This is a genomic window from Aminobacter sp. LjRoot7, assembly GCF_964252895.1.
GTDB classification, from domain to species: Bacteria; Pseudomonadota; Alphaproteobacteria; order Rhizobiales; family Rhizobiaceae; genus Aminobacter; species Aminobacter aminovorans_B.
Genome location: NZ_CAXUPX020000006.1, coordinates 295,638 through 319,447 on the forward strand (window position 1 = coordinate 295,638; position 23,810 = coordinate 319,447).

General features: G+C 59.8%; 25 protein-coding genes and 2 pseudogenes. 13 read left to right on the forward strand and 14 right to left on the reverse strand.

What is annotated here, in order from left to right; all coding sequences use genetic code 11:
* Positions 1-134: 134 nt before the first annotated feature.
* The 6 genes from ACSQ3E_RS18775 to ACSQ3E_RS18800 all read left to right on the forward strand — a co-directional run bounded on the left by ACSQ3E_RS18775 (position 135) and on the right by ACSQ3E_RS18800 (position 6,261).
* The gene (locus ACSQ3E_RS18775; RefSeq protein ID WP_436123898.1) at positions 135-1,004 is read left to right on the forward strand and encodes an aromatic ring-hydroxylating dioxygenase subunit alpha; all 870 of its coding nucleotides are present in this window, start codon (positions 135-137) and stop codon (positions 1,002-1,004) included.
* A gap of 240 nt (positions 1,005-1,244) precedes the next feature.
* Entirely contained in the window at positions 1,245-2,264 is a 1,020-nt protein-coding gene (locus ACSQ3E_RS18780; RefSeq protein ID WP_436123868.1) for a BMP family protein, read from the forward strand.
* Positions 2,261-3,820, forward strand: coding sequence for an ABC transporter ATP-binding protein (locus tag ACSQ3E_RS18785; protein WP_436123869.1), 1,560 nt, complete (start codon positions 2,261-2,263; stop codon positions 3,818-3,820). The genes ACSQ3E_RS18780 and ACSQ3E_RS18785 overlap by 4 nt, the downstream gene beginning before the upstream one ends.
* Positions 3,817-4,899 carry an ABC transporter permease gene (locus ACSQ3E_RS18790; protein ID WP_436123870.1) on the forward strand — a complete coding sequence of 361 codons (1,083 nt, stop codon included), beginning with the start codon at positions 3,817-3,819 and terminating at the stop codon, positions 4,897-4,899. The genes ACSQ3E_RS18785 and ACSQ3E_RS18790 overlap by 4 nt, the downstream gene beginning before the upstream one ends.
* Entirely contained in the window at positions 4,892-5,824 is a 933-nt protein-coding gene (locus ACSQ3E_RS18795; protein WP_436123871.1) for an ABC transporter permease, read from the forward strand. The genes ACSQ3E_RS18790 and ACSQ3E_RS18795 overlap by 8 nt, the downstream gene beginning before the upstream one ends.
* 29 nt (positions 5,825-5,853) lie before the next feature.
* The gene (locus ACSQ3E_RS18800; protein WP_436123872.1) at positions 5,854-6,261 is read left to right on the forward strand and encodes a hypothetical protein; all 408 of its coding nucleotides are present in this window, start codon (positions 5,854-5,856) and stop codon (positions 6,259-6,261) included.
* Between the two features lie 857 nt (positions 6,262-7,118).
* Here the strand turns inward: ACSQ3E_RS18800 and ACSQ3E_RS18805 are convergent.
* Positions 7,119-7,382, reverse strand: a complete 264-nt coding sequence (locus ACSQ3E_RS18805) for a DUF4242 domain-containing protein (RefSeq protein ID WP_185910270.1) — start codon at positions 7,380-7,382, stop codon at positions 7,119-7,121.
* A 148-nt stretch (positions 7,383-7,530) separates the two neighbouring features.
* Here ACSQ3E_RS18805 and ACSQ3E_RS18810 point away from each other — a divergent pair, with 148 nt between their 5' ends.
* Entirely contained in the window at positions 7,531-8,403 is an 873-nt protein-coding gene (locus tag ACSQ3E_RS18810) for a LysR family transcriptional regulator (RefSeq protein ID WP_159097857.1), read from the forward strand.
* A gap of 582 nt (positions 8,404-8,985) precedes the next feature.
* On the opposite strand, the gene ACSQ3E_RS18815 is transcribed toward ACSQ3E_RS18810, so the two are convergent.
* The 3 genes from ACSQ3E_RS18815 to ACSQ3E_RS18825 all read right to left on the reverse strand — a co-directional run bounded on the left by ACSQ3E_RS18815 (position 8,986) and on the right by ACSQ3E_RS18825 (position 12,494).
* Positions 8,986-10,206: an ABC transporter permease gene (locus ACSQ3E_RS18815; protein ID WP_185910278.1), complete on the reverse strand. Its 1,221-nt coding sequence runs from the start codon at positions 10,204-10,206 to the stop codon at positions 8,986-8,988.
* A gap of 168 nt (positions 10,207-10,374) precedes the next feature.
* A complete protein-coding gene (locus ACSQ3E_RS18820) occupies positions 10,375-11,118 on the reverse strand; it encodes an ABC transporter ATP-binding protein (protein ID WP_154387627.1) in 744 nt (247 codons plus the stop codon).
* A gap of 2 nt (positions 11,119-11,120) precedes the next feature.
* Complete coding sequence (locus ACSQ3E_RS18825; protein WP_436123873.1) at positions 11,121-12,494, reverse strand: efflux RND transporter periplasmic adaptor subunit; 1,374 nt, start codon at positions 12,492-12,494, stop codon at positions 11,121-11,123.
* A 455-nt stretch (positions 12,495-12,949) separates the two neighbouring features.
* Here ACSQ3E_RS18825 and ACSQ3E_RS18830 point away from each other — a divergent pair, with 455 nt between their 5' ends.
* From ACSQ3E_RS18830 to ACSQ3E_RS18845, 4 genes and pseudogenes are all read left to right on the forward strand, one after another.
* Entirely contained in the window at positions 12,950-13,201 is a 252-nt protein-coding gene (locus tag ACSQ3E_RS18830; RefSeq protein ID WP_436123874.1) for a hypothetical protein, read from the forward strand.
* A 101-nt stretch (positions 13,202-13,302) separates the two neighbouring features.
* Complete coding sequence (locus ACSQ3E_RS18835; RefSeq protein WP_436123875.1) at positions 13,303-13,551, forward strand: DUF680 domain-containing protein; 249 nt, start codon at positions 13,303-13,305, stop codon at positions 13,549-13,551.
* Between the two features lie 141 nt (positions 13,552-13,692).
* Positions 13,693-14,278: pseudogene (scpB, locus tag ACSQ3E_RS18840) on the forward strand (SMC-Scp complex subunit ScpB); the annotation flags it as partial.
* Positions 14,279-14,522: 244 nt separating this feature from the next.
* Positions 14,523-14,648: pseudogene (locus tag ACSQ3E_RS18845) on the forward strand (carboxymuconolactone decarboxylase family protein); the annotation flags it as partial.
* Between the two features lie 5 nt (positions 14,649-14,653).
* Here ACSQ3E_RS18845 and ACSQ3E_RS18850 read toward each other — a convergent pair.
* From ACSQ3E_RS18850 to ACSQ3E_RS18890, 9 genes are all read right to left on the reverse strand, one after another.
* Positions 14,654-14,953, reverse strand: coding sequence for a DUF982 domain-containing protein (locus ACSQ3E_RS18850; protein WP_246670945.1), 300 nt, complete (start codon positions 14,951-14,953; stop codon positions 14,654-14,656).
* A 32-nt stretch (positions 14,954-14,985) separates the two neighbouring features.
* Positions 14,986-15,288: a DUF982 domain-containing protein gene (locus ACSQ3E_RS18855; protein ID WP_154387589.1), complete on the reverse strand. Its 303-nt coding sequence runs from the start codon at positions 15,286-15,288 to the stop codon at positions 14,986-14,988.
* Between the two features lie 264 nt (positions 15,289-15,552).
* Entirely contained in the window at positions 15,553-16,506 is a 954-nt protein-coding gene (locus ACSQ3E_RS18860) for an ABC transporter permease (protein ID WP_154387590.1), read from the reverse strand.
* Positions 16,496-17,434: an ABC transporter ATP-binding protein gene (locus ACSQ3E_RS18865; RefSeq protein WP_154387596.1), complete on the reverse strand. Its 939-nt coding sequence runs from the start codon at positions 17,432-17,434 to the stop codon at positions 16,496-16,498. The genes ACSQ3E_RS18860 and ACSQ3E_RS18865 overlap by 11 nt, the downstream gene beginning before the upstream one ends.
* Positions 17,434-18,645, reverse strand: a complete 1,212-nt coding sequence (locus ACSQ3E_RS18870) for a COG1470 family protein (protein ID WP_436123876.1) — start codon at positions 18,643-18,645, stop codon at positions 17,434-17,436. The genes ACSQ3E_RS18865 and ACSQ3E_RS18870 overlap by 1 nt, the downstream gene beginning before the upstream one ends.
* Before the next feature lie 20 nt (positions 18,646-18,665).
* Complete coding sequence (locus tag ACSQ3E_RS18875; protein ID WP_436123877.1) at positions 18,666-20,000, reverse strand: Do family serine endopeptidase; 1,335 nt, start codon at positions 19,998-20,000, stop codon at positions 18,666-18,668.
* 127 nt (positions 20,001-20,127) lie between these two features.
* On the reverse strand, positions 20,128-20,349 hold the full coding sequence (locus ACSQ3E_RS18880) for a hypothetical protein (protein ID WP_310325991.1): 222 nt from the start codon (positions 20,347-20,349) through the stop codon (positions 20,128-20,130).
* Positions 20,350-20,411: 62 nt separating this feature from the next.
* Entirely contained in the window at positions 20,412-22,040 is a 1,629-nt protein-coding gene (gene groL / locus ACSQ3E_RS18885; RefSeq protein WP_310325989.1) for a chaperonin GroEL, read from the reverse strand.
* A 34-nt stretch (positions 22,041-22,074) separates the two neighbouring features.
* Complete coding sequence (locus ACSQ3E_RS18890; RefSeq protein WP_310325987.1) at positions 22,075-22,389, reverse strand: co-chaperone GroES; 315 nt, start codon at positions 22,387-22,389, stop codon at positions 22,075-22,077.
* Between the two features lie 333 nt (positions 22,390-22,722).
* Here ACSQ3E_RS18890 and ACSQ3E_RS18895 point away from each other — a divergent pair, with 333 nt between their 5' ends.
* Positions 22,723-23,070: a hypothetical protein gene (locus ACSQ3E_RS18895; RefSeq protein ID WP_310325985.1), complete on the forward strand. Its 348-nt coding sequence runs from the start codon at positions 22,723-22,725 to the stop codon at positions 23,068-23,070.
* The gene (locus tag ACSQ3E_RS18900; protein ID WP_310325983.1) at positions 23,070-23,360 is read left to right on the forward strand and encodes an usg protein; all 291 of its coding nucleotides are present in this window, start codon (positions 23,070-23,072) and stop codon (positions 23,358-23,360) included. The genes ACSQ3E_RS18895 and ACSQ3E_RS18900 overlap by 1 nt, the downstream gene beginning before the upstream one ends.
* Here ACSQ3E_RS18900 and ACSQ3E_RS18905 read toward each other — a convergent pair.
* Positions 23,354-23,605: a hypothetical protein gene (locus ACSQ3E_RS18905; RefSeq protein WP_310325981.1), complete on the reverse strand. Its 252-nt coding sequence runs from the start codon at positions 23,603-23,605 to the stop codon at positions 23,354-23,356. The genes ACSQ3E_RS18900 and ACSQ3E_RS18905 overlap by 7 nt on opposite strands.
* Between the last annotated feature and the right edge of the window lie 205 nt (positions 23,606-23,810).

Here is a 23,810-nt window from a genome sequence, read left to right on the forward strand (position 1 = left end):
ACACAGGTGCTCGCCAGACATGGCGCCGGGCAAAAGCTGCCCGCAATCGCTCCGAAATCGCTGAACCGAACGACTATCGCCTGCGGCCTGTTTCGAGGCCGCAATGTGCTGAACGAGTATTGCGGATGGCCAGTATGGGAAACCTCGCTTCGATAGATCCGGTCGCTCTCGACGAATGGCATGTCGTGGCATCCCTCGACGAGCTGCCCGCCCAGGCGACGATCTCGACGATCCTGCTCGGCCAGGCGATCCAGGTCGGGCGGCGTGGCGATATGCTTGGCGTATGGCGGGGCGATGAGGCGCTGCCGCTGATCGAACGCTTCGGCTATCTGTGGACGACGCTCGGCAATCCTCCACGCGACCTGTTCGAGATCGTCGAGTTCAACGAACCAGACCGCAGTGTCATCGTCCAGGGCGTCACGCGTGTCGCCGTATCGGCGCCGCGCGCCGTCGAGAATTTTCTCGACATGGGACATTTTCCCTTTGTCCACACCGGCATCCTCGGCGAGGAGCCTCACACCGAGGTCAAGCCCTACAAGGTCACCGTTTATCCGGAGCCGCCGGAAATCCTGGTCACCGAATGCGAGTTCTACCAGCCGCAGGCCAATGCCGGTTCTGACAGCGGCGAGGATATGGAATATGTCTACCGCATCCCGCATCCGTTTTGCGCGGTGCTCTACAAAACAGGCTCGACGGACGCCACCCGCCGCGACGTCATCGCCTTGTTCGGCCAGCCGGTCAGCGAAGAATGCGTGCTGGTCCATATCGTCATCTGCCTTGTCGACGATGTGACCAACCTTGCTGCGATGCGCAGCTTCCATCAGACCATCCTCGGCCAGGACAAGCCGATCCTGGAAAACCAGGTGCCGAAGCGGTTGCCGCTCGACACGCGCGCCGAAGTGCCGATCCGTGCGGACGCTGCCTCGGCTGCCTATCGCCGCTGGCTTCGCGACCGCGGCCTTCGCTACGGCGTCATCTTGGGCAACGCCAGCTGCGCCGCTTGAAATGCAGCCGCTGTGTTTAACCAGGGATATGCCTGACTGAAATAGCAGCCATTGTTGCGCCCAAGCCGGCATGAAAGCTTGAGCTAATGGTTGCAAGACCGAAAACCGACGACAGATAAGACCAAGGGGAACGTCGTTGGTGCAGGTTTCCGCCGCTTTGCGCGGTCTGCCTGGAGCAGGCTGAGCGCGAGCACTCGGGCGGAATGGGACAGTTTTCGAGCTGGAATGGAGGAACCTTACATGGCACCGAACATCACCCGTCGCACGGCACTCTTGGGCTCTGCGGGAGCAATCTTGCTGGCGGGCCTTGCCCGCTCATTCGCGACCGAGCCGACCAAACTCAAGATCGCCATCATCATGGAGAGCCGCGTCGACGTCGGCTGGTGCAGCACGCTTCTCGACTCGCTCAACAAGATCAAAAGCGAGATTGCATCGACCATCGACCTTTCCTGGGAATACACCGATCCGCTGTGGAACGAGGACGCCGAGAACGCGATGCGCCTCTACGCCGAGAGCGGCGAATACGACATCATTTGGGGCCATGGCCGCTATTCCGACCAGATCAAGAAGCTGAACACCGAGTTCCCCGACATCATGTTCGTGGTGGCAGGCTCCGGCAACACGCCGATCGGCGCCAACCAGTACTGGCTGTACAAGCGCCTGCACGAGCCGTCCTACCTGCTCGGCATGCTCGCCGGCCGGACGACGAAGTCGGGTGTGGTCGGACTGGTCGGCACCTTTGCCGCCGACGACGTCAACGACCAGATCAACGCCTATCTCGACGGCGCGCGCTCGGTCCGCCCCGATGTCCAGCATCGCGTGTCGTTCATCGGCTCGTGGTCTGACAATGCGCTGGCCGCCGAACATGCCAATGTCCAGATCGCTTCCGGTGCTGACGTCGTGTTCATGCTGACCGACAACTTCAAGCCTTGCGAGGAGCACAACATAATGTGCTTCGCCAACATCAGCGATCAGAGCAAGAATGCACCGACAGCACTTGCTTCCAGCGCGGTCATCAACTGGGAGCCTGACCTCAAATGGCTTGTCGGCGAGTGGCAGAAGCACAAGGCCGGTGGCCAGTTCAGCGGCAATGCGGAACCGAAGTGGTTCTCGATGGCCGATGGCGGCACCGACATCGCGCCCTTCCATGAGTTCGAAGCCAAGTTGCCCGATGCTGTGAAGCAGGAAATTGCCGCAACCCGGCAGAAGATCCTTTCGCGTGAACTCGTCGTTGCAGTGAATACGGCGGAAGTGAAGTGAACTGCGCGGCACAAATGGTGCGGCCTGTGGTGGCGGAAGAACTGCTCAAGGTCCAGAATCTCACCAAGCGCTTCGGCGCGGTTGCCGCCAATGACGGTGTCAGCCTCGACGTGCGCAAGGGTGAGATCCACTGCCTCTTCGGTGAGAACGGTGCTGGAAAATCGACCTTGTCGGCCTGCCTCTACGGCTATTACCGCGCCGACAGCGGCGAGATCGTGTTCAAGGGCAAGACCGCCGAACTCAACTCGCCCGCCGATGCGCTCCGCCTCGGTATCGGCATGGTGCACCAGCATTTCGTGCTGGTTTCCAACTTCACCGTGCTGGAAAATATCATCGTCGGCAGCTCCGATGTCGGCGTCTTTCTCAACAAGTCGGAAGCGCGCCGCAAGGTGCTTGCCCTTTGCCAGGAGTGCGGTATCGACATCGACCTGGATCGCGAGATCTGGCAGCTGTCGGTCGGCGAGCAGCAATGGGTGGAGATCCTCAAGGCGCTCTATTTCGGCGCCGAATTGCTGATCCTCGACGAACCGACTGCGGTGCTGACCCCACAACAGTCGGACCAGCTGTTCAGGATCATCTCGGGTATGCGCAGCCGCGGCCTGTCGATCATCCTGATCAGCCACAAGCTGCGCGAGGTGATGCAGTCCGACCGGGTCACCATCCTGCGCAAGGGCAAGGTCGTGGCAACCGTCGAAACGGCCGGCAGCACGGCGGAAGCGATCACCGCGCTGATGGTTGGACACAAGGTGACCAAGCACGTCCGCGACCGGTCGGTCACGCCGGCTGGCGATTTCCTGTCCGTGCGCAATGTCTGCGCCAAGGGCGACTGGAGCGAGGACGTGCTCAAGGATGTCAGCTTCGACATCGCCAAGCACGAGGTCCTTGGCCTGGCCGGTGTCGCCGGCAACGGCCAGAAGGAGCTGTTCGAAGTCCTGATGGGCGTGCGCACGGCGAGCTCGGGCGGCTTTTCGCTCGACGGCGAGGCGATCGTGGCACCAACATCACGGGAAATGCTGGACCGTGGCGTCGGCTTCGTGCCCGATGACCGCTTTCTCGAAGGGCTGATCCCGGAATTCGGCACAGCCGAGAACCTGGTCCTCGGCTGGCAGCGTGCGCCCGAATATCGCCGTGGGCCGTTCCTTGATCGGCGCAAGCTCGGCCTGCTTGCCCGCAAGAAGATCGAGGAATTCAAGGTGGTGACAGCGTCGGCCGAGCTGCCGGTCGAAAGGCTGTCGGGCGGCAATGCGCAACGCGTCATCCTGGCGCGCGAGTTCCTGCATGCGCGCGGGCTGCTGCTTGCCAACCAGCCGACACGCGGGCTCGACGTCGCGGCTTCCGAATTCGTCTACGAACAGATCCTGGAGAAACGCGCTGCCGGTTTTGCCGTGCTTTTGGCCTCGGAGGAACTCGACGATCTGCTGCGCCTTTGCGACCGCATCGCGGTGATCTTCAAGGGGCGGATCATGGGCATCGTACGCCCTGAGGAAACCTCGTTGCTCGACCTCGGAATGATGATGGCGGGAGACGCCAAAGAGCCTGAACGGACAGTCCAATGATTTCAGTTCAACGACGCTCGGGCAGCAGCCTGGGCTGGAACATCACCTGCTATTCCACGGCGATGATGTGCGCCTTCCTGACCTCGGCCGTCTTGCTAGCATTTTCGGGTGGTGACCCTGCGAAGGCGTTTTCCGCGCTGCTCACCGGTGCCTTCGGCAGCCAAAACGCGCTCTATGGCTCGCTGGCAAAAGCGACGCCGCTGCTGCTCGTCGGGCTCGGCACGGTTATCGCCTTCCGGGCCAAGATCTGGAACATCGGCCAGGAAGGGCAGGTCTTCGCCGGTGCGATGGCAGCCTACTGGATGAGCCTTTGGGTGGCGCCGTTGCCCTATTGGCTGGCGTGGTTGCTGATTGCCCTTGCCGGCCTTGTCGGCGGCGGTGTTCTCGGCGTGCTCGCCGGCTATCTGAAGGTCCGCTTCGGCACCAGCGAGGTCATCTCGACCGTCATGCTGAACTACATCGTCATCTATATCCTCGCCTATCTTCTCGATGGCGGCCCGTGGATGGAGAGCGGCCTGACAGTTGCCTATCACCAGTCGTCGCCGGTCAACCCGTTGCTCGAATGGCCGATCCTGCTCGGCCAGGGCTCCGGCAAGATGCATATCGGCTTCATCCTGGCGCTTGCAGCAGCAGCCTTCTGTGCCGTGCTGCTGGAACGGACGTCGCTTGGCTACGAGATCCGCGCCTTCGGCTCCAACCCGACCGCACTGCGCTTCCGCGGTACCAACATCCGGCGGCTGTTGCTGGTGGTGATGTTGCTGTCGGGTGCGCTTGCAGGCCTGGCCGGTGCCGGCGAATTGTTCGGCACCTCGCATCGGCTGCGCGCCGAGACGCTGCTTGGCATCGGCAGCTCCGGCATCGTCGTTGCCATGGTCGGCGGCCTTCGCCCCAGCGGGGTGATGCTTGCAGCACTTTTCTTCGGCGCACTGAAGAGCGGCGCCATCTACATGCGATTGAAAAGCGGAACGCCGGCAGGCCTTGTCTCGGCGATGGAAGGGCTGGTGCTGCTGTTTTTCCTCTGCGCTGCGGTCGCGACAAAACTTCAGTTGGTGCGCGTCGAGGAGAAAGTCCATGCTTGAGTTGCTGCAAGGTCCGCTGCTGATCAGCATCCTGGCCGGCATGGTCCGGATCGCGACTCCGTTGCTGTTCTCGGCCATGGGTGAGCTGGTCACCCAGCGCGCCGGGATCTGGAACATCTCGGTCGAGGGCACGATGCTGCTCGGCGCGGTGGTCGCCTACGTCGTCGCTTCGACCACCGGTTCGCCCTGGCTGGCGCTGCTTGCAGCCGTGCTTGCCTGTGCCCTGATCAGCCTGATCATGTCGTTCGTCACCATCGTCTTGAAAGCGGAGCAGTTCGTCGCCGGCCTGGCGCTCAATCTCCTGGCCTCGGGGCTCACGCTGTTCTGGTTCCAGACCTATGTCATCGGCCGCGAGCCGCCCAAATTCGCCGGCTTCGACCAGGTCGACGTTCCGATCCTGTCGGATATTCCGTTTCTCGGCCCGATCCTGTTCTCGCAGCGGCTGTTGACCTATGTCGCCTTTGTGCTGCCAGTCGCGGTGTGGTTCTTCCTCTACCGTACCAAATACGGCCTCGAGATCCGCTGCGTCGGCGAGAACCCCAAGGCGCTGGACGTCAAGGGTCTGAGCGTCGGCTGGCGCCAGTGCCTGGCGATCATGTTCGGCAGCCTGATGTCGGGTTTTGGCGGCGCATTCCTGATGCTCGGCTATTCCGACCGCTTCGTGCCCGACCTCATCGCCGGCCGTGGCTGGCTGGTCGTCGTCGCCATCATCGCCGGCAACTGGATGCCGTTCCGGGTGGTCGGTGCGATCTTCATCTTTGCCCTGCTCGAGGCGGTCGCAATCCATGCCCAGGTGGTCGGAGTGTCGATCCCGCACCACTTCTTCCTGATCCTGCCCTACGTCGCCTCGCTGGTGCTATTGGCTGGACTCAGGTCGCGCACGCACCAACCCGAAGCGCTTGGCGTGCCCTACAGCAGAGAGTGAGCGATCCCGTCTCCGACTGCAAGTGCCGAATGTTCCAGAAACCCGGCTACACGATGCGTGGCCGGGCTTCCGTCTGTCGCGCGCGGAAGATAGGTACTGCCGAACATTCAGCAGGCCGGTGCCGGACAGGTGCCGCAGGGCGCATCTGCAAAGCGCATGAAGCAGATGCAAAGCACATTAAGCAGGATCTCAGCGCTGCAATTGTGGACGCCCACCCACTCAGCCTGCTGAAGGGCGTCTGTGCCGCGTTTCGATTGGCGCGACGACAATCGTCTGCATTTTCATCAAAATCATTTGGTGCACGCTCATCAGCGAACATGTCTGGTGGGGATCTGGCAGCGTCGCTCTGGAAAGATCAGCAATACAAGTCGATGGTGAATTCCGCTGGTGGTGTGCGCAGTCTCTCGCGAACGGGCCTCAACCGACGATTAGCCTGATAGCACCCCAAATTCAGGGAATTTCGTCACGTTTCAGGTGCTTCATCGGTTCTGTGCGACGAATTGTTGAGGCAGCGCAGAGGTTTACGTCGCAATTCCCTATGAAACGGAACAGGGAATGTCTTTCAGCCTAGTAGGGAATTTCGGTATCCGTGCAGGGTAGGCGGCGTAACCGTCGGATCACCTAAGCGACTGGAAACGTCACGAACCTAAGCCATCACTGCTGCAATGCATCAAGGCGGCTGATCTTGGGTACCTCAACCCACAATGACCAGCGCAGCCCAAGAGAGGAGACTTCGGGTTGATATTGACCCCAACGACCCTCGCATGGTGCTTGTGACTGAGCCCGCCCGATTGAGCACGCCCAGAAAAGGCCCTTCACTTCGGCAAGGTATGACGCCCCTATGCGTGGCGCTTTCCTGTGCAGCGTCAGAGTCCGGTAAGGCCGCCGCTCAGGGACGATCCCGAGCCATGGCTGTAGAAGGTGTCATCGTTCAATCTGTTGAAGAAGCGCCTGCGCACCTGATCGATCCGAGGGTCCGGTACGGCGACAGCGACTCTCTGGATGCTGGAGTGGACCCCGTTTCGCCGGACAGCCGGCGGTTGGGTTTAAGCACTGAGACGGATGAGCTCGCGCGGTGATTTGAAGTTCAGTCCAAAGCGCGAGCGGGTTTCACAGTACCAATCTGGCAGCAAGGCCAGCGCCGCAATCAACGCTTGCGGGCTCGCTCGCCGCACGCACTTCCTTCACGATCCGGCCCGTCGACTTATGCCAAAAGCAAAACGCCGCCGGGGAACAAAACGGCAACGTTGGGTAGGCGGAGTTGCGCTCGCCCTTTGTAAGGCGGCCTCATCGGTCACGGTGTAAGATCAAGTGCCGGGACGATCTTGTGGTAGGGCAGGCCTGCATCGTCGTTCAGACGTTTAACGTCGGCATCGGAATTGGCGTCGAAGAGGCACATGCAGCGGCCGTCCTCGGGCGCAAAGGTTGAGCGAAGATACTTGATCTCCGTGCCTGCGGCTGACATCTCAGTTGCCTTGCTGATCGCAGCTTTCTGCGCGCCACCAAGGGCTTCCATGCTGATCCCTTTGAGATCCCGTTCCACCATATAGACGCTCATCTCGTCCTCCTCTTTTCATGCGGGGAGAGCAGACCACGATCAGGGCCCGCTGGGAACGACTTGTTTTCTATCGATCCATAACCGACGGCTATGGATCGGTATGGTATCATCCTGTTCCGAGGAGCTCTGGGAGGGGTCAACCGTGGAGATGTCTCAGGTCCGGTATGTGCTGGCGGCCATAGAAGCTTTGAACTTCACCAAGGCGGCCGCCCAATGCAATGTGTCGCAGCCCGCCCTGACCAAGGCGATAAAGACCCTCGAAGATGAACTTGGCGCGGCCTTGTTCCACCGGGAAGGAAAGCGTGTTCTCCTGAGTGAGTTCGGTCGGTCGCTTCTCCCGCATTTGCAACACATCAAGCAGGAGGCGGAAGCGGCCCGGACTCTCGCCGACAATTTCAGGCTTCTAGATCAGGTGCCCATTCGCCTTGGCATCATGTCAACCATCGGCCATGTGAAGCTGTCGCGATTTCTCGCCCGGTTCCAGAAGGAATTCCACGGAGTAGACCTTGAGGTCAGCGAAGGAAAAGTTGGCGATCTGAAAAGCCGTCTCGAAAGCGGCGAACTCGATCTGGCCGTCCTCAATCCTCTCGACGGCCTTGGCGATTTCTTCCGCGTCCAAGAGCTCTACAAGGAACGCTATGTCGTCATATTCCCGCCCGACCATCGGCTATCGGCCGTTGACGCCATCCGGTTGAGCGACCTCTCCGACGAACCGTATGTTGATCGCCTGTCATGCGAGATGCGAGACATGGTGATGGATGTTTGTCGACAGACCAATGTGAACCTGTACGCCCGTTTTCGCTCTGAGCGCGAAGACTGGGTGCAATCGATGGTGCTCGCCAGAATTGGCTTCGCCTTCATGCCGGAATACTCCGTCACGTTGCCCGAACTTCTGCAGCGTCCGCTTGTCGAGCCGTCGGTGACGCGGACCATTTCCCTTGTAACCGTGCCGGGAAGGCAATTCAGTCCGGCCACCGCAGCAATGGTTCGCGCTGCCCAGAAATACGATTGGCCGGGTTGAATCGACGATGTCGGCGATCTGGGCTAAGCCGCGAGGCGGACATAGTTGCTCGGCTTTTTCATCGAGACCGGATGCGCCCTATACGACGGGAAGTTATCTGCTTGCTATTTTCACTCACGGCGGATGCCATTGTCAGAGTGCCACCGATGGTTCTTGCGGCGCCAGCGCCGATGTCGTGGACGATTGCGGAACCCGGCCAAGTCAGCAGCGTCGGCCAGTGAAATCGTCGTGGGACGATGGGGGTTACTCAACCGCAGCTAAGCGAGCAGGCGTTCCCTTCAGGTGCCTCTCGTTGGACTGCCGCAAATGTTAGGATTTCGTCCTCATGGACGGTTATCGGTGTGACGCCAGGCCCAGCCAAGATCAAATAGCCGCCGTTAAGTCGGTGGGTCACTTCAAGCCGCACAAGGACATGGTCGCCTGCGCTAACGGGTCGTTCACTCATTGATGCCGCTCTGGCTTAACGCCCCCGCGAAAACCGACCTAAGCATTGTTCCCAAAAACTAAGAGAAACACAATGGCCAACCATCTGATTGGCTGGGCCCTCTCAACAGGCCGACAAACGGTCGGCAGGCCACTCGATTACTCATGGCGAAGTGCTTCAACCGGCTCAAGCCGAGCTGCTCTGGATGCCGGATACCATCCGAAGAACAAACCGACCGAGGCGGAGAAAACGATGGCGAGCACCGGCGCGTTGAGCCCAATGAAAATGGGCCATCCGGCGAGTCGGCCTGCTGCAATGGCGATCCCGGCGCCTAGAACGAGGCCTATCAACCCTCCGAGCAGGCAGAGCGTAATGGCTTCCATCAGGAACTGGGTTCGTATGTCCTTGCGTCGCGCGCCCATGGCAAGCCGGATTCCGACCTCGCGAGTGCGTTCGGTGACCGAGACCAGCATGATGTTCATGATGCTGATGCCGCCAACGAGCAGGGACACCGATGCGATCGAAGCCAGCAGCCAGGCAAATGTCGTTGTCGTGGCGTTGCGCAGTGCCATAGCCTCTGCCGGATTGATAACAATGAAATCACTGTCGCGATCCGACCCTAGGCGGTGGTGCTGGCGCAGCAGTGCTTGGATTTGAGCGACCGCCGGTCCGACTTTTTCTTCACTTACTATCTTGGCAAGAATGTAGGCAACAGACTGGCGGTCGCCATCGTCGCCGCCCCCGAAGAGCCGCCTCTTTGCGGTGGAAATCGGAACAAATACGACGTCGTCTTGGTTTGTCCCCGCACCGGACTGGCCTTTGGCCGCTAGAACACCGATGACCTGAAAAGGTGCATTCAGAATCCGGACTTCGGCTCCAATTGGATTGCCTCCCTGAAACAGCTCTTGGGCGACCGTGTGTCCGATTAACACGACCTTGTCAGCACTACTTTCTTCTTTGCTGGAGAATTGTCGTCCAGCCGAAAGTGGCCAATCACGGACCACAAAATAATCTACGGTCGTACCATTGACGGTTGTGCTCCAGTTTCTATTGCCACGTACGATCTGAGCGTGGCCGCGAACCGAAGGCGCGGCTGCCCGCACGGGGGGGAGCCCGGCAATGCCTCGGGCGTCGGGCTCGGTCAGAGTGCCCAGGCGGGCACCGCCGCCGCTTTGGCCTGCGATCGGCTCGATCACCAAGACATTCGCCCCGAATGATCGGATCTGTTCTTCGACTTGTGCTTTTGCGCCCGATCCCAGCGCGACCATCGCGATGACCGAGGCCACCCCGACAACGATGCCGAGCATGGTGAGAAAGCTGCGCAGCCTGTTCACCCAAAGCGCCCTGCGCGCGATGCGAAACCCCTCCCACCAGTTCAAGTCACTGCTCCTGCTAACAGGGGACGCCTGACCTGATCGAGATTCTCCCGGTCAAGTGAGCTTGAATGAGCAACTGTCCATGATCCCAAAAAGCGGGGGACAGCCATCGTCTGCCTTGCTACCTACCCGTGCACGCACTCGAACGCTCTCCAGTCACTACTTGAGGAACTAACCGAAGCCGGTCACGCCCCATCCACGTAATTTGCGCCCAGTCGGCCCGGTCAGCAAGCGATCAGGTACGTCCTGGTCGCCGATGATCGTGCCGTCTTGCAGCCTTATGATGCGTGACGCATGACTTCCGACGATGTCGTCATGCGTCACCATGATGATGGTACGTCCCTGCTCATTGAGATGCTGGAGGAGCGCCATGATTTCGTTGCCCGTCCGGCTATCAAGCGCTCCAGTGGGCTCGTCTGCAAGGATTAGCGCGGGGTCTGTTACGAGCGCCCGGGCGATTGCTATGCGCTGCTGCTCGCCACCTGAGAGCTGCAGCGGCCATCGTTGTGCTTTGTCAGAAAGCCCCACCTTGTCCAATGCTTCCGCCGCACGCAGCTCACGCTCGCGTCTACGCACGCCCGCGTAAACGAGGGGCAGTTCTACATTCTCCAAAGCCGTGTTGCGGCCCAGCAAATTATATGACTGGAACACGAAGCCGATCCGACAATTCCGCAACCGCGCTGCGTGATCGGGCGACAGGTTCGCAGTATGCTCGCCCGCAAAAATCAGGCTGCCGGATGTTGGTCGGTCAAGTAAACCGATGATATTCATGAGCGTCGATTTACCGGAGCCCGAAGGTCCCATGATCGCCACAAACTCACCATCCATCAGATCGAATGACGCGTCGCGCAGGGCAACGGTAGTGGTGCTATCATGGTCGTAGCTCCGCGAGAGGGAAATGGCTTTGAGGAGCATGTTCAGAACCCAAGCCGGAAGCCGAACAATCGGTCTCGCGCTGCCTCTTCCGCTTCGCCTACGACGATTTGGTCCCCTTCCTTCAGGTCTCCGACGACCAACGCGGCGTAGCTCCCATCATCGTCGCCAAGTACGACGCTTACCGGGACAGCAATCCGGGTCCCGTCAAGCGTCCACACAGTCGTCTGCACCCCATTGTTGCCGTTGCCGGGGGAGAGCTCCTTTGACCCATCAACCATACTTGGCGCAAAGCGCAAAGCGGTCATCGGTATGCGGAGGACATCCCTAGCTTGTGATGTGACGACATGGACGGTTGCGGTCATCCCCGGAAGCAAAAGTGCTCCAGGATTGGTGGTCCCAAGAACGACAGTATAAGTAACAACGTTTTGCGTGACCTGCGGAGCCTTGCGAATGTCACGCACCATCGCGGAAAAACGCCGATCCGGATAGGCATCGACAGAAAACTGAGCCGCTTGGCCAACACGTATCTTGCCGATGTCCGACTCGTCCACGCGTGCATAGATGTCCATGCGCTGAAGGTCGCCAGCAATGGTGAACAAGACGGGAGCTTCGAGGCTTGCCGCCACCGTCTGACCCTCACTGACATTCCGACCGACGACGGTACCGTCGATAGGGGAACGAATTGTCGTGCGCTCAAGGTCAATCTCCATCGAGTGCTCGATAGCCTCCTTCTGACGCACGGTTTCAAGTGCGCTATCGAGTTCGGCTTGCGACCGTTCCAAATCAACCGCCGCTCCGGCCACAACCAGTTCGTGCGCGGCCACAATCTCCTCCGCCTCCCGCATTTCAGCAGCTGCTGAATCCCGTGCCGCACGTGCCAGTTCGGTCTGACTTTTGGATGTGTTGCCCATTTTCTGAAGCGAAGTGGACCGTTCGAATGTGTTGCCTGTGACCTCGGATTGCGCTCGGGCATTGTCCAGTCGGGCCATGAGAACTGCCCGCTGTGCCTCAGCGTTGCGAAGGTCGATCCGGGCGCGTTCCAATCTAGAGCGTTGGATTTTTACGGCGGCCTCAGCGACAGCAGTTGAGGCTTTGGATTCTGCGAGGCGTGCCTCAAAACTCTTGCGATCGAGTTGCGCCAGCGCTTGTCCAGCTTTTACGTTGGTATTGAAATCGACGAAAAGACGCGCAACTTGTCCGGAAAGCTGCGTCCCCACCTCCACCGTGACGAAGGCATTCAGTGTTCCGGTCGTGGACACGGTTTGCACCACGTCGCCTCGTTCGACGGGTGCCGTCATGTAGCGCGTCGCGGCTGCGGCCTCCCGCCAAGGAGGCCATCCGACACTGCTTGCCATGCCATACACGGCCCCGATACCCAGCAGCATGATGGCGATGGATCCGACCAGCTTTCTCATTTGAGCTCACATTTGCCGGACAAAACAGCACGGTACCGCCATTTTGCGTCAAGCTGCTACATATCGACTTCCATTTGAGGTATCGCCCATCCGAGCACATTATTCCAATGCGAGGCGCGTTTCCATAACGAGCTGTTGCGGAAGGTAGAGAAGTTCAGGAGACGCTCACCTTCGTCAAGCCGTCAAATCCGAATACGTGAAAGTAAATGGAGCTATATCAGCGGCAAGAACATGACCCACTTGGGGGACGTCACTGTCTTTTAGATCAATCTAACGATCTAGATAACAAAGAATCAATCGATTCGATGGGTCAAGGATGCTTGAAAACTCTTGCAAATGCCGATTAGTGGGCGTTCATTCGGCGTCGTTTCCGGTGACTTGTATCAGCGCGATTGCGAATGTGAATTCGGAATCGGCCGGAGACCTATTGGCTGTAAAGTGAGATGGAGGAAATGATGAAGAAGCTGACAAATACACTTCTCGCAACTGCCCTCGCGCTTTCCATGGGCAGCACTTTTGCGCTGGCCTTCAATGCAGGTGATACCAATCCTAATAACGACCAAGGCCAAGCGAAGGCAATCGCGAATTGCGTCGACAACATTGCTAAACAGAATGCAAATGGCCAGACGGGTTCCAACACCGGCAGCGCTAATGACAAGAAGCAGCTCCCTACTGCCGTCACGAATTGTGATCAGTTCTGGAGCTGAACTCAGCTGTGATCTGCTCCCGGAGTTAGCCAACTCCCGACAATGCAACGAACGCAGGGGGGCAGCGCCCCCCTGATCTGTTTATGCGCAAGGAGATGACAATGCGACGGACTATTCTGGCACTCGCGGCGCTCGCTGCGACGAGCGATTTTGCGCTGGCAAACGACACCAACAAGACGACGCACGAACCCACGGTGTGCAGCCAAACCGTATCCAGCAAAAAGCTCGACTGCGGTTCGACGGGCTCGATCAGGGACGATCGCGGCCCGGCGACCACCAACTCGATCGGCACGAAAGAGCCGCGGATCGGTATCGACATCAACCCGTGGATCGTGCCGACGTTCAACTGAACTTAGTTTCAGGGTTCAGAAGGGCACTATGGTTCGCAGTTGCGGATTGCGCCTGCACCATAGTCGCCTCGTCGCTAATCCCGAGGAAGCCCGGCGATCGGGTGAAGACAAACCGCCGGGATGCCATCTGTTTGAACGGGTGGGGCGGCGGAGAAGGGCTTTGAGCGACAGGCTCCGCCACTATTAAAGGTAGAATCAGCGCCCCCAGAAGTTCGTTGGCGCGAATGGATGAACCGCGTCGAGGCGACCATCTTCGCGGCGAGCGAACCCGTTCCGCGCGAGGTTCTTGCGCGCATCGTCGGCAAGCAGCTGACGCGGCCGGCCTACGCCGACGCCATTCGCACCGGCGCCGATGAACGCACAATAGACCTCTCGCAGTCGGAGGCGTTGGTGCTGATGTGCGTGGCGTATTTCCAGCCGATCCACTCGCGCCGAGCTCTCCGCTTTCTTCGGCAAGGAGATCAGCCGTGATCTGATCGGCACGTTGCGCAGATGCGGCTTTATCGCCTCCGGACCGCGCTGCCCGACGCCGGGAGCGCCCTACACCTATGTCACGACGAAAGAATTCCTGCTTGAGTTCGGGCTCGACACGTTGCGCGATCTGCCGGATTTTGAAGCGCTTGAGGATGCGGGACTGCTGTCTAAGGAAGAGCTGTTGGCTGGCGACATCCTGCTGGAGTTGGCCGGCGGTGACGCATCGCAAATTGGCATAGAGGTCGATGAATAGGTCCGGCGCAACTCCGCCGTTGAGCATTCAAGTGCCGTCAGCGTGGGATTGCCTTCATTTTATGAGTGACATTCATGAAACCTATCGGATTTGTTCATCCAATATCGTTCGGCTACTGATGCAGACTTGGAAGGATGTCATATGAAACGCATAGCCACAGCTGCTATCATGGCCGGGCTTACCGACGGGCCTACACTTGTTCAGTAAAGGGCACCCATCATGTCGGACGACATTCAACGCGTTGCGTCCGGACGTGAAGCCGCGCGACCGGAGCCTGATCACGGTCGTTGAGCTGATCGCTTCGGGCGAGGTGGCGCAGATGCCGTATCACCTTAACCGCGCGATGGATAATGGTCTGAGCCGCCGCGACACCCTTCAGAGGTGCTGTCGTCTCTTGGTTGACGAGATCAAACCGGCACGGCTTGCAGCTTTCATGAAAGCCTTTCGGGCCTCTTTCGGCGCTCGCCAGCCATCAAGAGCGTCGCGGCATGCGCGATAAGCGGCTCGATACGAGCGACCGCGAGCCCAGTCAGGCCAATGCTCGTTCATAAACTCGATCGCTTCCAACGAACTTGCAACGACACGTTCGCCCCAGGGCCTCAGCGTCAGCTTAACCGGATCTGGAAAGCGCACATCGTTCATCGTTTTATCCATCAGGTTTGCTTCGCGGACCATGTTGGCACGCTCGCGCCGAGCTTGGCCGCCATTCAGTGCATTGTGGCCGCACCGAATTCGCCAATCGAAGGGGTTGGGGCTACATTTTCGGATCGTGGGGCAAGAAGGTCATGTCTCCGGGCAAAGGCGACAAACATGCCGCGGGCGGTTTCCGCTTCGATCTCACCGGCGAGCGCTGCCTTGCAGGCGTGGAAAGCAATCACATGCGCCGGATCCCTTCTTGACGGTGGCCATTCGTAAAGAACTGCGATGGCTTCAGTCACGGACTTGACCTCCGTCGGGAAACCGAGACCGACGAGGATGGTGACGGGACGTTCGAACAGGTTGTGTTCCATTGGTTTCCTCCTTTCTTCATCGGACGCTTTGGCAAGCGGTATTGTCTGTAACTCGCAGCGCTCGGATATTTCATGCACGTTGCGAAGCGGGGGCAAGGCGCTGTAGGCCTTCACCGGTGCCTCGAGCCATGCCGTCAAGGCATAGCGGATGCTCGCGACCGTCTAGCCACGTTCTTACTTCCCCGATGCAGTAGGCCGAGGCATCGGGGAGATCAGTATCCCGCCTTCGGAGGGCGCCGAGGCAATGATTAAGACGCGTCGACGTCATGCCCTGACCTCCTGGCGTTGGAAGACGACATAGGCAATGGTGAAGAGCAGGATCATTGCAGCGACCAGCCCTGAGATCTGTGGCCATACGATCAGAAGGCTCTGCATTGTGGGTAGCGGCGCGCCGACGATTGCACCCTGGACCTGATCGAAGAACAGCGGACCGACGGAACGGGCGGCTGGGTCGAGCAGCATCGCTGTCACTTCACCGTAGAGCATCTGCGGCGACAGTCTTGCAACAGCCTGCTGCGTCTCAAACTGCGTGATGACACTCATCGGGTCGAGCGGATCGATCGGAGTGAAAGCATTTGCTATCAACGGGGCGATCATTCCCCAGAACACTGTCAGCACCAGCCAGACCGACAGCGCCGCCAGCGCAGAAGTGGCGGGCGAGCGAATGACCGTTGAAAACGTGATCGCAAGCGCCAACCAGACGCCAGCGTATGCCAGTGTCACCCCCAGATATGCGATGCCGCGAACGAGGTCTCCAGCCAACGGCGGAAGGCCAAGGAAAAGGATGCCGAGGCCAACCATGAGAAGCCATAGCGTCAGCAGCGCGATCGCAATGACCAGCAGTCCACCCAGGAACTTTCCGAAGAGCACAGCGTCCCGATAGATCGGCTGCGAGAGGAGCCGACTCATGGTCCGGCGCGAGTGCTCGCCGTTGATGGCATCGAAGCCGAGCGCGATTGCCACGAGGGGCAGCAGAAAGCCGAGGAATGCAGCGAACGACGGTAGGGGCTCTTGAGCGACGGTCAACAACTTGAGGAACAGGTAGGGATCCTCAGCCGTGGTTTGGCTGATGCGACCGATCGCGCCATAAACAGCGCCGATGGCGGTGAGCAGGACAAGCAGCATGATCAGGTGCATGCGTGCGCTGGTCATGTGATCGGCCGCTTCCTTGAGGGCGATGGTCGCGACCCCTTTGAAGGGGGAGCCTTCACGCATCATGGCCAACCTCCCTGAAATAGCGAGTGTACGCCTCGTCGAGGCTTGCCTGACGCAAGTCGAGGTTCTTCAACGCTCCGCCGCCTTCAACGACGAAGCGAGCTAGTTCCGGGCGCACGTCGCGTTCCGCTTCGACCAGCCAGTGTCCATGTCGTCCCGGGACGACAGATCGTACCCCCAGCGCCATCCCGGCCGCCTTGGCGAGATCGATGCCGTCCGCCTCAACGTCTACGATGAAGGCGCCGCCACCAATTTGCGCTGCCAGCTCCTCTATCGTGCCCAGAAAGCCGATCTTGCCTTTATTGAACAGTGCGATGCGATGGCAAATCGATTGAACCACGTTGAGCATGTGCGACGACAACAAAATGGTCATGCCGTCGCGGCTCAATGCCTGGATCAGGTCGAGCAATTCCTGGGTCGACTGGGGATCGAGACCCGAAGTCGGCTCGTCGAGAATGGCAACGCTGCATTTGCGCATGAGAAGTTCTGCAATGCCAAGACGCTGCCGCATGCCACGGGAATAGGTGCCGACCTGCCGATCGGCGACCTCAATCAGTCGCACCTTTTCGAGGGCCGCGGCGATCCGTTCACGAGCAAGATCCTTTGACATGCCTGCGAGACGGGAGGTATAAGCCAGGTTCTCGCGGCCGGACATGGCATCGTAGAAACCGACGGCGTCCGGCAGGTAGCCAACCTCTCTTTTGACCTCAAGGGGCTGGCGCAGAGGATCTTTGCCAAGGATGCGTACGCTGCCTTCACTCGGCTCGGTCAAGCCGAGCAGCATCAGGATTGTGGTTGTCTTGCCCGCGCCGTTCGGCCCAAGCAGTCCGACAACTTCTCCTGCTTCAACCGACAGATCTATTCCTGCGACCGCGGTTGCCGTGCCGTAGCGTTTGACCAGTCCAGTTGCTGTTATGACTGTGGTGTTCATCATCGCCGCCCATACCTCATTACAGCCATGCCGAGGACGATTGCGGCCGCGGCAATGACGCCGAGCCCGGCAACACCCCACAATGTCGATGTATTGACCGTCACGCGGAACTGCGCCGATTCCGACACGCTTCCACCGCTGGCGCGAACATTGATCATGTAGTCGCCGGCGATAGCACGCTCGGACGGTGTGATTTTTACGTTGACTTCGCTGGTAGCGTTCGGCGCAAGCGTGCCAACGGTCTTCGGCTCGAATTCCACCTTCCAGCCAGTGGGTGGCGAGGCCGAAAGTTCGATATCCGTCGCTGGCGCAGTCCCAGTGTTGGCAAGCGTAAAGGGGAAAGTCGTTTCCTTGCCGGCAACCGCTTGGCCCGAAAGCCGTTCCTGAGGGCCGCTCAACGCGACCTCCGGTTGACCCGTCACCTCAATGCTGAGTTCTGTCGCGGCGCTGGCGCCACCACCCGCAGCTTCCATGGCGATCGGATAGCTGCCAGCTGGCGCGGCGCGTGCCGGTGTGACCTCGAGCGTAATGTTTTGAGTGGCGCCGGCTTCGATTGGCAAGCCGGTGATTTCTTCCGAGCCATACCCGCGCTTAAAGCGTGTCTGGAAGCCTTCGGGGGCAGTGGCGGCCAGGTTGACCAAGCTTTCCTCGGCGCCGTTGTTGGTCACTTCGACCTTGAAGCTGAAGGTCGAGCGCGCAGTACCCCGCAGCGCCGGCAATTCCGGTTTCAGTTCCAAGCCGCCCTCGGATGCATCCGATAGTTTCACGGTAATCGGCAAATCGGCCGTTTGATTGCCGTAGCGAGCCTTGACGTCGATCGGCACGCTCGTGCCGGTCGCACCCTCCGGTGGCGTCAGCTCGAGCTTGACCTCTTCCGTGGCATTGGGCGACACAATGACGGCCCCAACCTCGCGGTTGCCACCCTTGATCGACCATTTCCAGCCATCGGGAATGCCTGACACCTCCAGCGACGCACGCTGAGGCGGCAGATTGTGGTTACGCAAAGTCAGCGGGATCGACTCGGTCTCGCCGGGTCGGATCGCCAGGTCAGGATGCGGTGTCGTCAGCCAGAAGCCGGTTAACTCTTGAGGATTTGCTGGTTGATCCTGCGCGAGCGCCGGAACCGGGATCAACGCCGCTGCAATGGCCGCTCCTGCGGCGATTATCCATCGAACAGATTTTTTCATCTCCTTCTCCCAATCGATGAACACGTTGCTCTACTCGGATGCTCCTAGCGGATAACCAGGAAGAGCTTGTTCCCACCACGAAACAGATCCAGCGCGATCGTGCCGGCGGTGTTGCGCAGTGCCGTGGCCAGTTCGACCGTGGTTGTGACCGGCTGCCGGTTGACCGCGACAATCACGTCCCCAGCTCGCAGGCCGGCACGGGCTGCGGCGCTGCCTTCGTCGACGCGGGAAACGAACACGTTTCCAGCGGCATCTTCGATTTGCGCGCCCTCCAGACGATCGGGCAGCGCCGCCGTTTTTGCTCCCTTTTCAGGTTCGATACGCACAGTGACAGACTTTCGCGCGCCGTCGCGCAGGTACTCGATGCCCACCTCCGATCCGGCGGGTGCCAGGCCAACCCGGTTTCGCAGATCGGCTGAGCCGGAGATCGGGTGCTGATCGACACTGATGATCACGTCGCCGGCCAGTAGCCCGGCTTGGGCAGCAGGCGAGCCGTCTTCGACGCTGCTGACAACGGCGCCGGAGTTCTCGGTGAGTTTGAGCGCGTCTGCGAGGTCCGGCGTCAAATCCTGGATGGCGATGCCGATACGACCCCGACGCACCTCGCCATGCTCAATGAGTTGCTTCATCACAGTCGACGCCATCGCGATCGGGACAGCGAAACCAATGCCGATATTGCCGCCGGCCGGCGCGATGATGGCAGTGTTGATGCCAACCAAACGCCCGTCATGTGTCACCAATGCGCCGCCGGAATTGCCCGGATTGATCGAGGCATCAGTCTGGATAAAATCTTCGTAGCCCTCGATGTTGATGCCGCTGCGGCCAAGCGCACTGACGATACCAGAGGTAACGGTTTGGCCGAGACCAAATGGATTGCCGATCGCCACCACCGGTTCGCCGACGCGAAGCGCATCGGAATCACCAAGGCGGAGGGCCGTAAGCCGGTCGCCCTTGATCCTGAGCAACGCGATGTCGGTCGCCTGATCGCTGCCGATCAATTCAGCTGTGAAGCGGCGTCGATCCTTCAGCGTCACCGTGATCTCGCTGGCGTCGGCGACGACGTGATGGTTGGTGAGGATGAACCCCTTTTCGGCGTCCACGATGACGCCCGATCCGGCGCTCAATCTGGGCTGCGCATCGGGCATGTTGAAATAGCGACGAAAGAAGGGATCATTGTAAAGCGGATTGGTCTGGGCTGCGGAGCCGGAAGTGACTGAGATGTTGACGACAGCCGGTGTCACTTCTTGCAATACATCGGGAAGAGGGCGCTCGGCGCTTGCGCTAATGACGGGCTGCGGTGCGGCTGCCAATGCGGGCGCCGGCGCCAGAACAAGAAAGACTGCCGAAAGCGCAAGATAGCTAGACCAACGCGTAGTCATTTTTCGGCCCCGAACTCTAGATTTCTCCTTTCGACGCCACCGGCTGGCCATCGGGTCTACCGTGAACGGACGATATTGTCCGTTCCTCTCATTTGCCGGCGAACGCCAGTTTCAGTTTGCGACCGCGTCAAACATCCGTTTTCGGGTTCGCTTTTCCGTCCGACAGCTGCCGCGCCGCCAAGAACATCACCGTGTACGCTGCCTTCCGCCGGTCCCAGCCTGCGGATTCAGTCATGTCGAGCACCTCGGTCAGCACCGGCTCCAGCACGGCTTTTAGATCGGCCTCATAATTCATTTCGGTCGCCGCACGTTGCGGCGGCGCAATCTTGTTGATGTTGATCGTATCCATGGCATCACCCGTCTGGGGCTGTGTCCGCGCCCGGATGGACGCGGACACAGCCTCTCTGTCTCTTAGAAGTCCATGCCACCGCCGGGCATCGCTGGCAGCGGCGCGTCCTTCTTCGGTTTCTCGGCCACCATCGCCTCGGTGGTGACCAGCAAGCCAGCGACGGACGCGGCGTCCTGAAGTGCGGTGCGCACCACCTTCACCGGATCGATGACGCCCTGTGTGTAGAGGTCGCCAAACTCGTTGGTTTGTGCGTTCCAGCCGTAGCCGAACTCGGCCTTGTCGCGCAGCTTGCCGACGATGATCGAGCCTTCGGCGCCAGCGTTTTCCGCGATCTGTCGCACTGGGGCTTCGAGGGCGCGGCGCACGATCTCAACGCCGTGTTTCTGGTCGGAGTTGTCGGCCTGGACATTGTCGAGCGCCTTTACCGCGCGCAGCAGGGCAACACCGCCGCCCGGCAGCACTCCTTCTTCAACTGCCGCCCGAGTTGCATGCATCGCGTCATCGACGCGATCCTTGCGCTCCTTCACCTCGACCTCGGTCGAGCCGCCGACGCGAATGACGGCGACACCCCCGGCGAGCTTGGCCAGGCGTTCCTGCAGCTTCTCACGATCGTAGTCCGAGGTGGTCTCCTCGATCTGAGTCTTGATCTGGGCAACACGCCCCTGGATCTCGGTCTTGGAGCCAGCGCCGTCAACGATGGTGGTGTTATCCTTCTCGACAACCACCTTCTTGGCGCGGCCGAGCATGTTCAGCGTCACGTTTTCGAGCTTGATGCCGAGATCTTCCGAGATCGCCGTGCCGCCGGTCAGAATGGCGATGTCTTCCAGCATCGCCTTGCGGCGATCGCCGAAGCCAGGCGCCTTGACGGCAACGACCTTGAGGCCGCCTCGCAACTTGTTGACGACAAGGGTAGCCAACGCCTCGCCCTCGACGTCCTCTGCGATGATCAGCAGCGGTTTGGAAGACTGGACCACCGCCTCCAGAACCGGAAGCAAAGCCTGCAGGTTGGACAGCTTCTTTTCGTGGATCAGAACATAAGGCTCTTCCAACTCGACGCGCATCTTGTCCTGGTTGGTGACGAAATAGGGGGACAGGTAACCGCGATCGAACTGCATGCCTTCGACGACTTCGAGTTCGGTTTCGGCGGTTTTTGCCTCCTCGACCGTTATCACACCCTCGTTGCCGACTTTTTGCATCGCCTCGGCCAGGAAGCGGCCAATTTCGGCGTCGCCATTGGCCGAAATCGTTCCGACTTGAGCGATTTCGTCGTTCTTGGTGACCTTGCGAGCATTGACCTTGAGTTCCGCGACCACGGCGTCGACCGCCTTGTCTATGCCACGCTTCAGGTCCATCGGGTTCATGCCGGAAGCGACAGCTTTGGCACCTTCCTTGACAATCGCCTGGGCAAGCACTGTCGCCGTTGTGGTCCCGTCGCCGGCGATGTCGCTGGTCTTGGACGCGACTTCGCGCACCATTTGCGCGCCCATGTTCTCGAATTTGTCCTCCAGCTCGATCTCCTTGGCGACGGTGACACCGTCCTTGGTGATGCGAGGGGCGCCGAACGACTTGTCGATCACAACGTTGCGGCCCTTGGGACCGAGCGTGACCTTCACAGCGTTGGCGAGAATGTCGACACCGCGCAGCATCTTCTCGCGGGCTTCGGTATGGAATTTGACTTCCTTAGCAGCCATTTTTCTTGCTCCTTCTTAAATGCCGGGTGCCACCTTAGGCGGCCTTCTTGGCCTGGGCCGCGGCATCGATCACGCCCATCACGTCGGACTCCTTCATGATCAGGAGATCCTCTCCATTGAGTCTGATCTCGGTGCCGGACCATTTGCCGAACAGGATGCGGTCGCCAACCTTGACGTCGAGCGACAGCAACTGGCCGCTGTCGTCGCGGGCGCCCGGACCAACGGCTATGACCTCGCCTTCCTGCGGCTTTTCCTTGGCAGTCTCGGGGATAATGATGCCGCCGGCCGTTTTTTCCTCGGCCTCGATGCGGCGGACCAAGATACGGTCGTGCAATGGACGGAACGTCATGTCGTTCTCCTCATGGACAAACAGATTTTTGAGGTTCCTCCGCGCCGCATCCGAAGCGGATCCGGCGCGGGGTGCGCGACCCTTTTTCGGCATCGCACGCAATCGATCTGGGTGAGGTGTATTTGAGTTTCAAGAGGTGGCTGCAAAAATTTTGGCACTCGGGCATGCCGAGTGCTAGCGCGCTGAATTCATGCAGCTATCCGCCGCGAATGCGCGATTGAGGGGGCTTGAAATTTCGTTCGAATCCTCCAAAGTTTTTGTCCGACGATGGTCCGCCTAGGACCACCGTCGAAACGTCAACCCAAAGGAGATTGTTGTAACGGAGGACCATCGATGGAACGAACCGTCCCGACGATTATCCCTTCGATCGCCCCTGAAACCACGGATCTGTCACTGGACCGTCTGCTTTTCCCGGCCCGGTTCTTCGGCCATCCCGACGATGTGGTGACGGACGATCAGCTCGACATTCAGGAAAAGCGTGCCATTCTTGCCTCCTGGGCATCGGATGCATGCGCGGTCGAATCCATACCGGCCCTGCGCAAGCCACCAGGCGTTGCGGCCCCGGTGACTTTCGATGCCGTCATGGATGCGCTTCGCCGGCTCGATGAAATTCGCGCCGACGCCGCCTCCAAATTCGACCAGGGCGGCAACCGCGAACGTCCGGAAAGATTGGACGCTTGATGGTGACCGAGAACAAGCTTGTGCTCAGCAGAGAATTCCGGTTGCAGATGGAGGGTTACGGCCTCACGACCGCGGAGATCCATTATCACCTTCCTGATTACCCGCGGTTGTTGCAACTTTTTGTCTGGCAGGAATACGACCTCGCACCGGAATTCCCGACGCTGAAAGGTTTCCTCAGCTACTGGGAACAGGAACTTGAAGGCGCGCTCCATTCAGTGCGCGTTGCCCATCACCGCCTGATCAAACCTGCGGAATGGCAAGCAGTGGACGGGGTGTTTACGATTCAGTGAGCACCAGGGCCCGGTGCGGCCGGGCCCTCTATCTCGTCATCGTCGGGCTCAATCAAGTCAATCAGTGCCGCAACCCGCGTTCCGGGAAGTGGGCGGCCTTGCCCCATCAACGCGTCGTCGCCGAAAGCCCAACCCCACGCCTCCCTGAGTTCATCGAGCGAAGCGCCGGACATGATCACTTCTGCAATCACTGTGTCGTCCACCGGTCCGAGGACCGAGACAACGTCTTCCCGCGTCATGGTCATCGCTTACCTCCATCGATTCGCCAGCGGACTAGATGGGCATTGGACGGAGCGCTTTCCAGTCGCCCCGGCCTGTGAATCCACCACCACGCCGTCAAAATGTCGGCTCGATTGCTCGCCCCTTGACGTCGAGCAAATCGCTTCCCAACTCTTAATTCGTCGGCCGCTGCAAAGGGCCGGCACGGTCAGGGAGCGCCAGGCTTCTTGG

Coding starts and splice junctions, on each gene's coding strand:
- ACSQ3E_RS18775 (WP_436123898.1), top strand. CDS start 135: ATGGGAAACCTCGCTTCGATAGATCCGGTCGCTCTCGACGAATGGCAT.
- ACSQ3E_RS18780 (WP_436123868.1), top strand. CDS start 1,245: ATGGCACCGAACATCACCCGTCGCACGGCACTCTTGGGCTCTGCGGGA.
- ACSQ3E_RS18790 (WP_436123870.1), top strand. CDS start 3,817: ATGATTTCAGTTCAACGACGCTCGGGCAGCAGCCTGGGCTGGAACATC.
- ACSQ3E_RS18795 (WP_436123871.1), top strand. CDS start 4,892: ATGCTTGAGTTGCTGCAAGGTCCGCTGCTGATCAGCATCCTGGCCGGC.
- ACSQ3E_RS18800 (WP_436123872.1), top strand. CDS start 5,854: ATGTTCCAGAAACCCGGCTACACGATGCGTGGCCGGGCTTCCGTCTGT.
- ACSQ3E_RS18805 (WP_185910270.1), bottom strand. CDS start 7,382: ATGAGCGTCTATATGGTGGAACGGGATCTCAAAGGGATCAGCATGGAA.
- ACSQ3E_RS18810 (WP_159097857.1), top strand. CDS start 7,531: ATGTCTCAGGTCCGGTATGTGCTGGCGGCCATAGAAGCTTTGAACTTC.
- ACSQ3E_RS18820 (WP_154387627.1), bottom strand. CDS start 11,118: ATGCTCCTCAAAGCCATTTCCCTCTCGCGGAGCTACGACCATGATAGC.
- ACSQ3E_RS18825 (WP_436123873.1), bottom strand. CDS start 12,494: ATGAGAAAGCTGGTCGGATCCATCGCCATCATGCTGCTGGGTATCGGG.
- ACSQ3E_RS18830 (WP_436123874.1), top strand. CDS start 12,950: ATGAAGAAGCTGACAAATACACTTCTCGCAACTGCCCTCGCGCTTTCC.
- ACSQ3E_RS18835 (WP_436123875.1), top strand. CDS start 13,303: ATGCGACGGACTATTCTGGCACTCGCGGCGCTCGCTGCGACGAGCGAT.
- ACSQ3E_RS18850 (WP_246670945.1), bottom strand. CDS start 14,953: ATGGTCCGCGAAGCAAACCTGATGGATAAAACGATGAACGATGTGCGC.
- ACSQ3E_RS18855 (WP_154387589.1), bottom strand. CDS start 15,288: ATGGAACACAACCTGTTCGAACGTCCCGTCACCATCCTCGTCGGTCTC.
- ACSQ3E_RS18860 (WP_154387590.1), bottom strand. CDS start 16,506: ATGATGCGTGAAGGCTCCCCCTTCAAAGGGGTCGCGACCATCGCCCTC.
- ACSQ3E_RS18865 (WP_154387596.1), bottom strand. CDS start 17,434: ATGAACACCACAGTCATAACAGCAACTGGACTGGTCAAACGCTACGGC.
- ACSQ3E_RS18875 (WP_436123877.1), bottom strand. CDS start 20,000: ATGACTACGCGTTGGTCTAGCTATCTTGCGCTTTCGGCAGTCTTTCTT.
- ACSQ3E_RS18880 (WP_310325991.1), bottom strand. CDS start 20,349: ATGGATACGATCAACATCAACAAGATTGCGCCGCCGCAACGTGCGGCG.
- groL (WP_310325989.1), bottom strand. CDS start 22,040: ATGGCTGCTAAGGAAGTCAAATTCCATACCGAAGCCCGCGAGAAGATG.
- ACSQ3E_RS18890 (WP_310325987.1), bottom strand. CDS start 22,389: ATGACGTTCCGTCCATTGCACGACCGTATCTTGGTCCGCCGCATCGAG.
- ACSQ3E_RS18895 (WP_310325985.1), top strand. CDS start 22,723: ATGGAACGAACCGTCCCGACGATTATCCCTTCGATCGCCCCTGAAACC.
- ACSQ3E_RS18900 (WP_310325983.1), top strand. CDS start 23,070: ATGGTGACCGAGAACAAGCTTGTGCTCAGCAGAGAATTCCGGTTGCAG.
- ACSQ3E_RS18905 (WP_310325981.1), bottom strand. CDS start 23,605: ATGACCATGACGCGGGAAGACGTTGTCTCGGTCCTCGGACCGGTGGAC.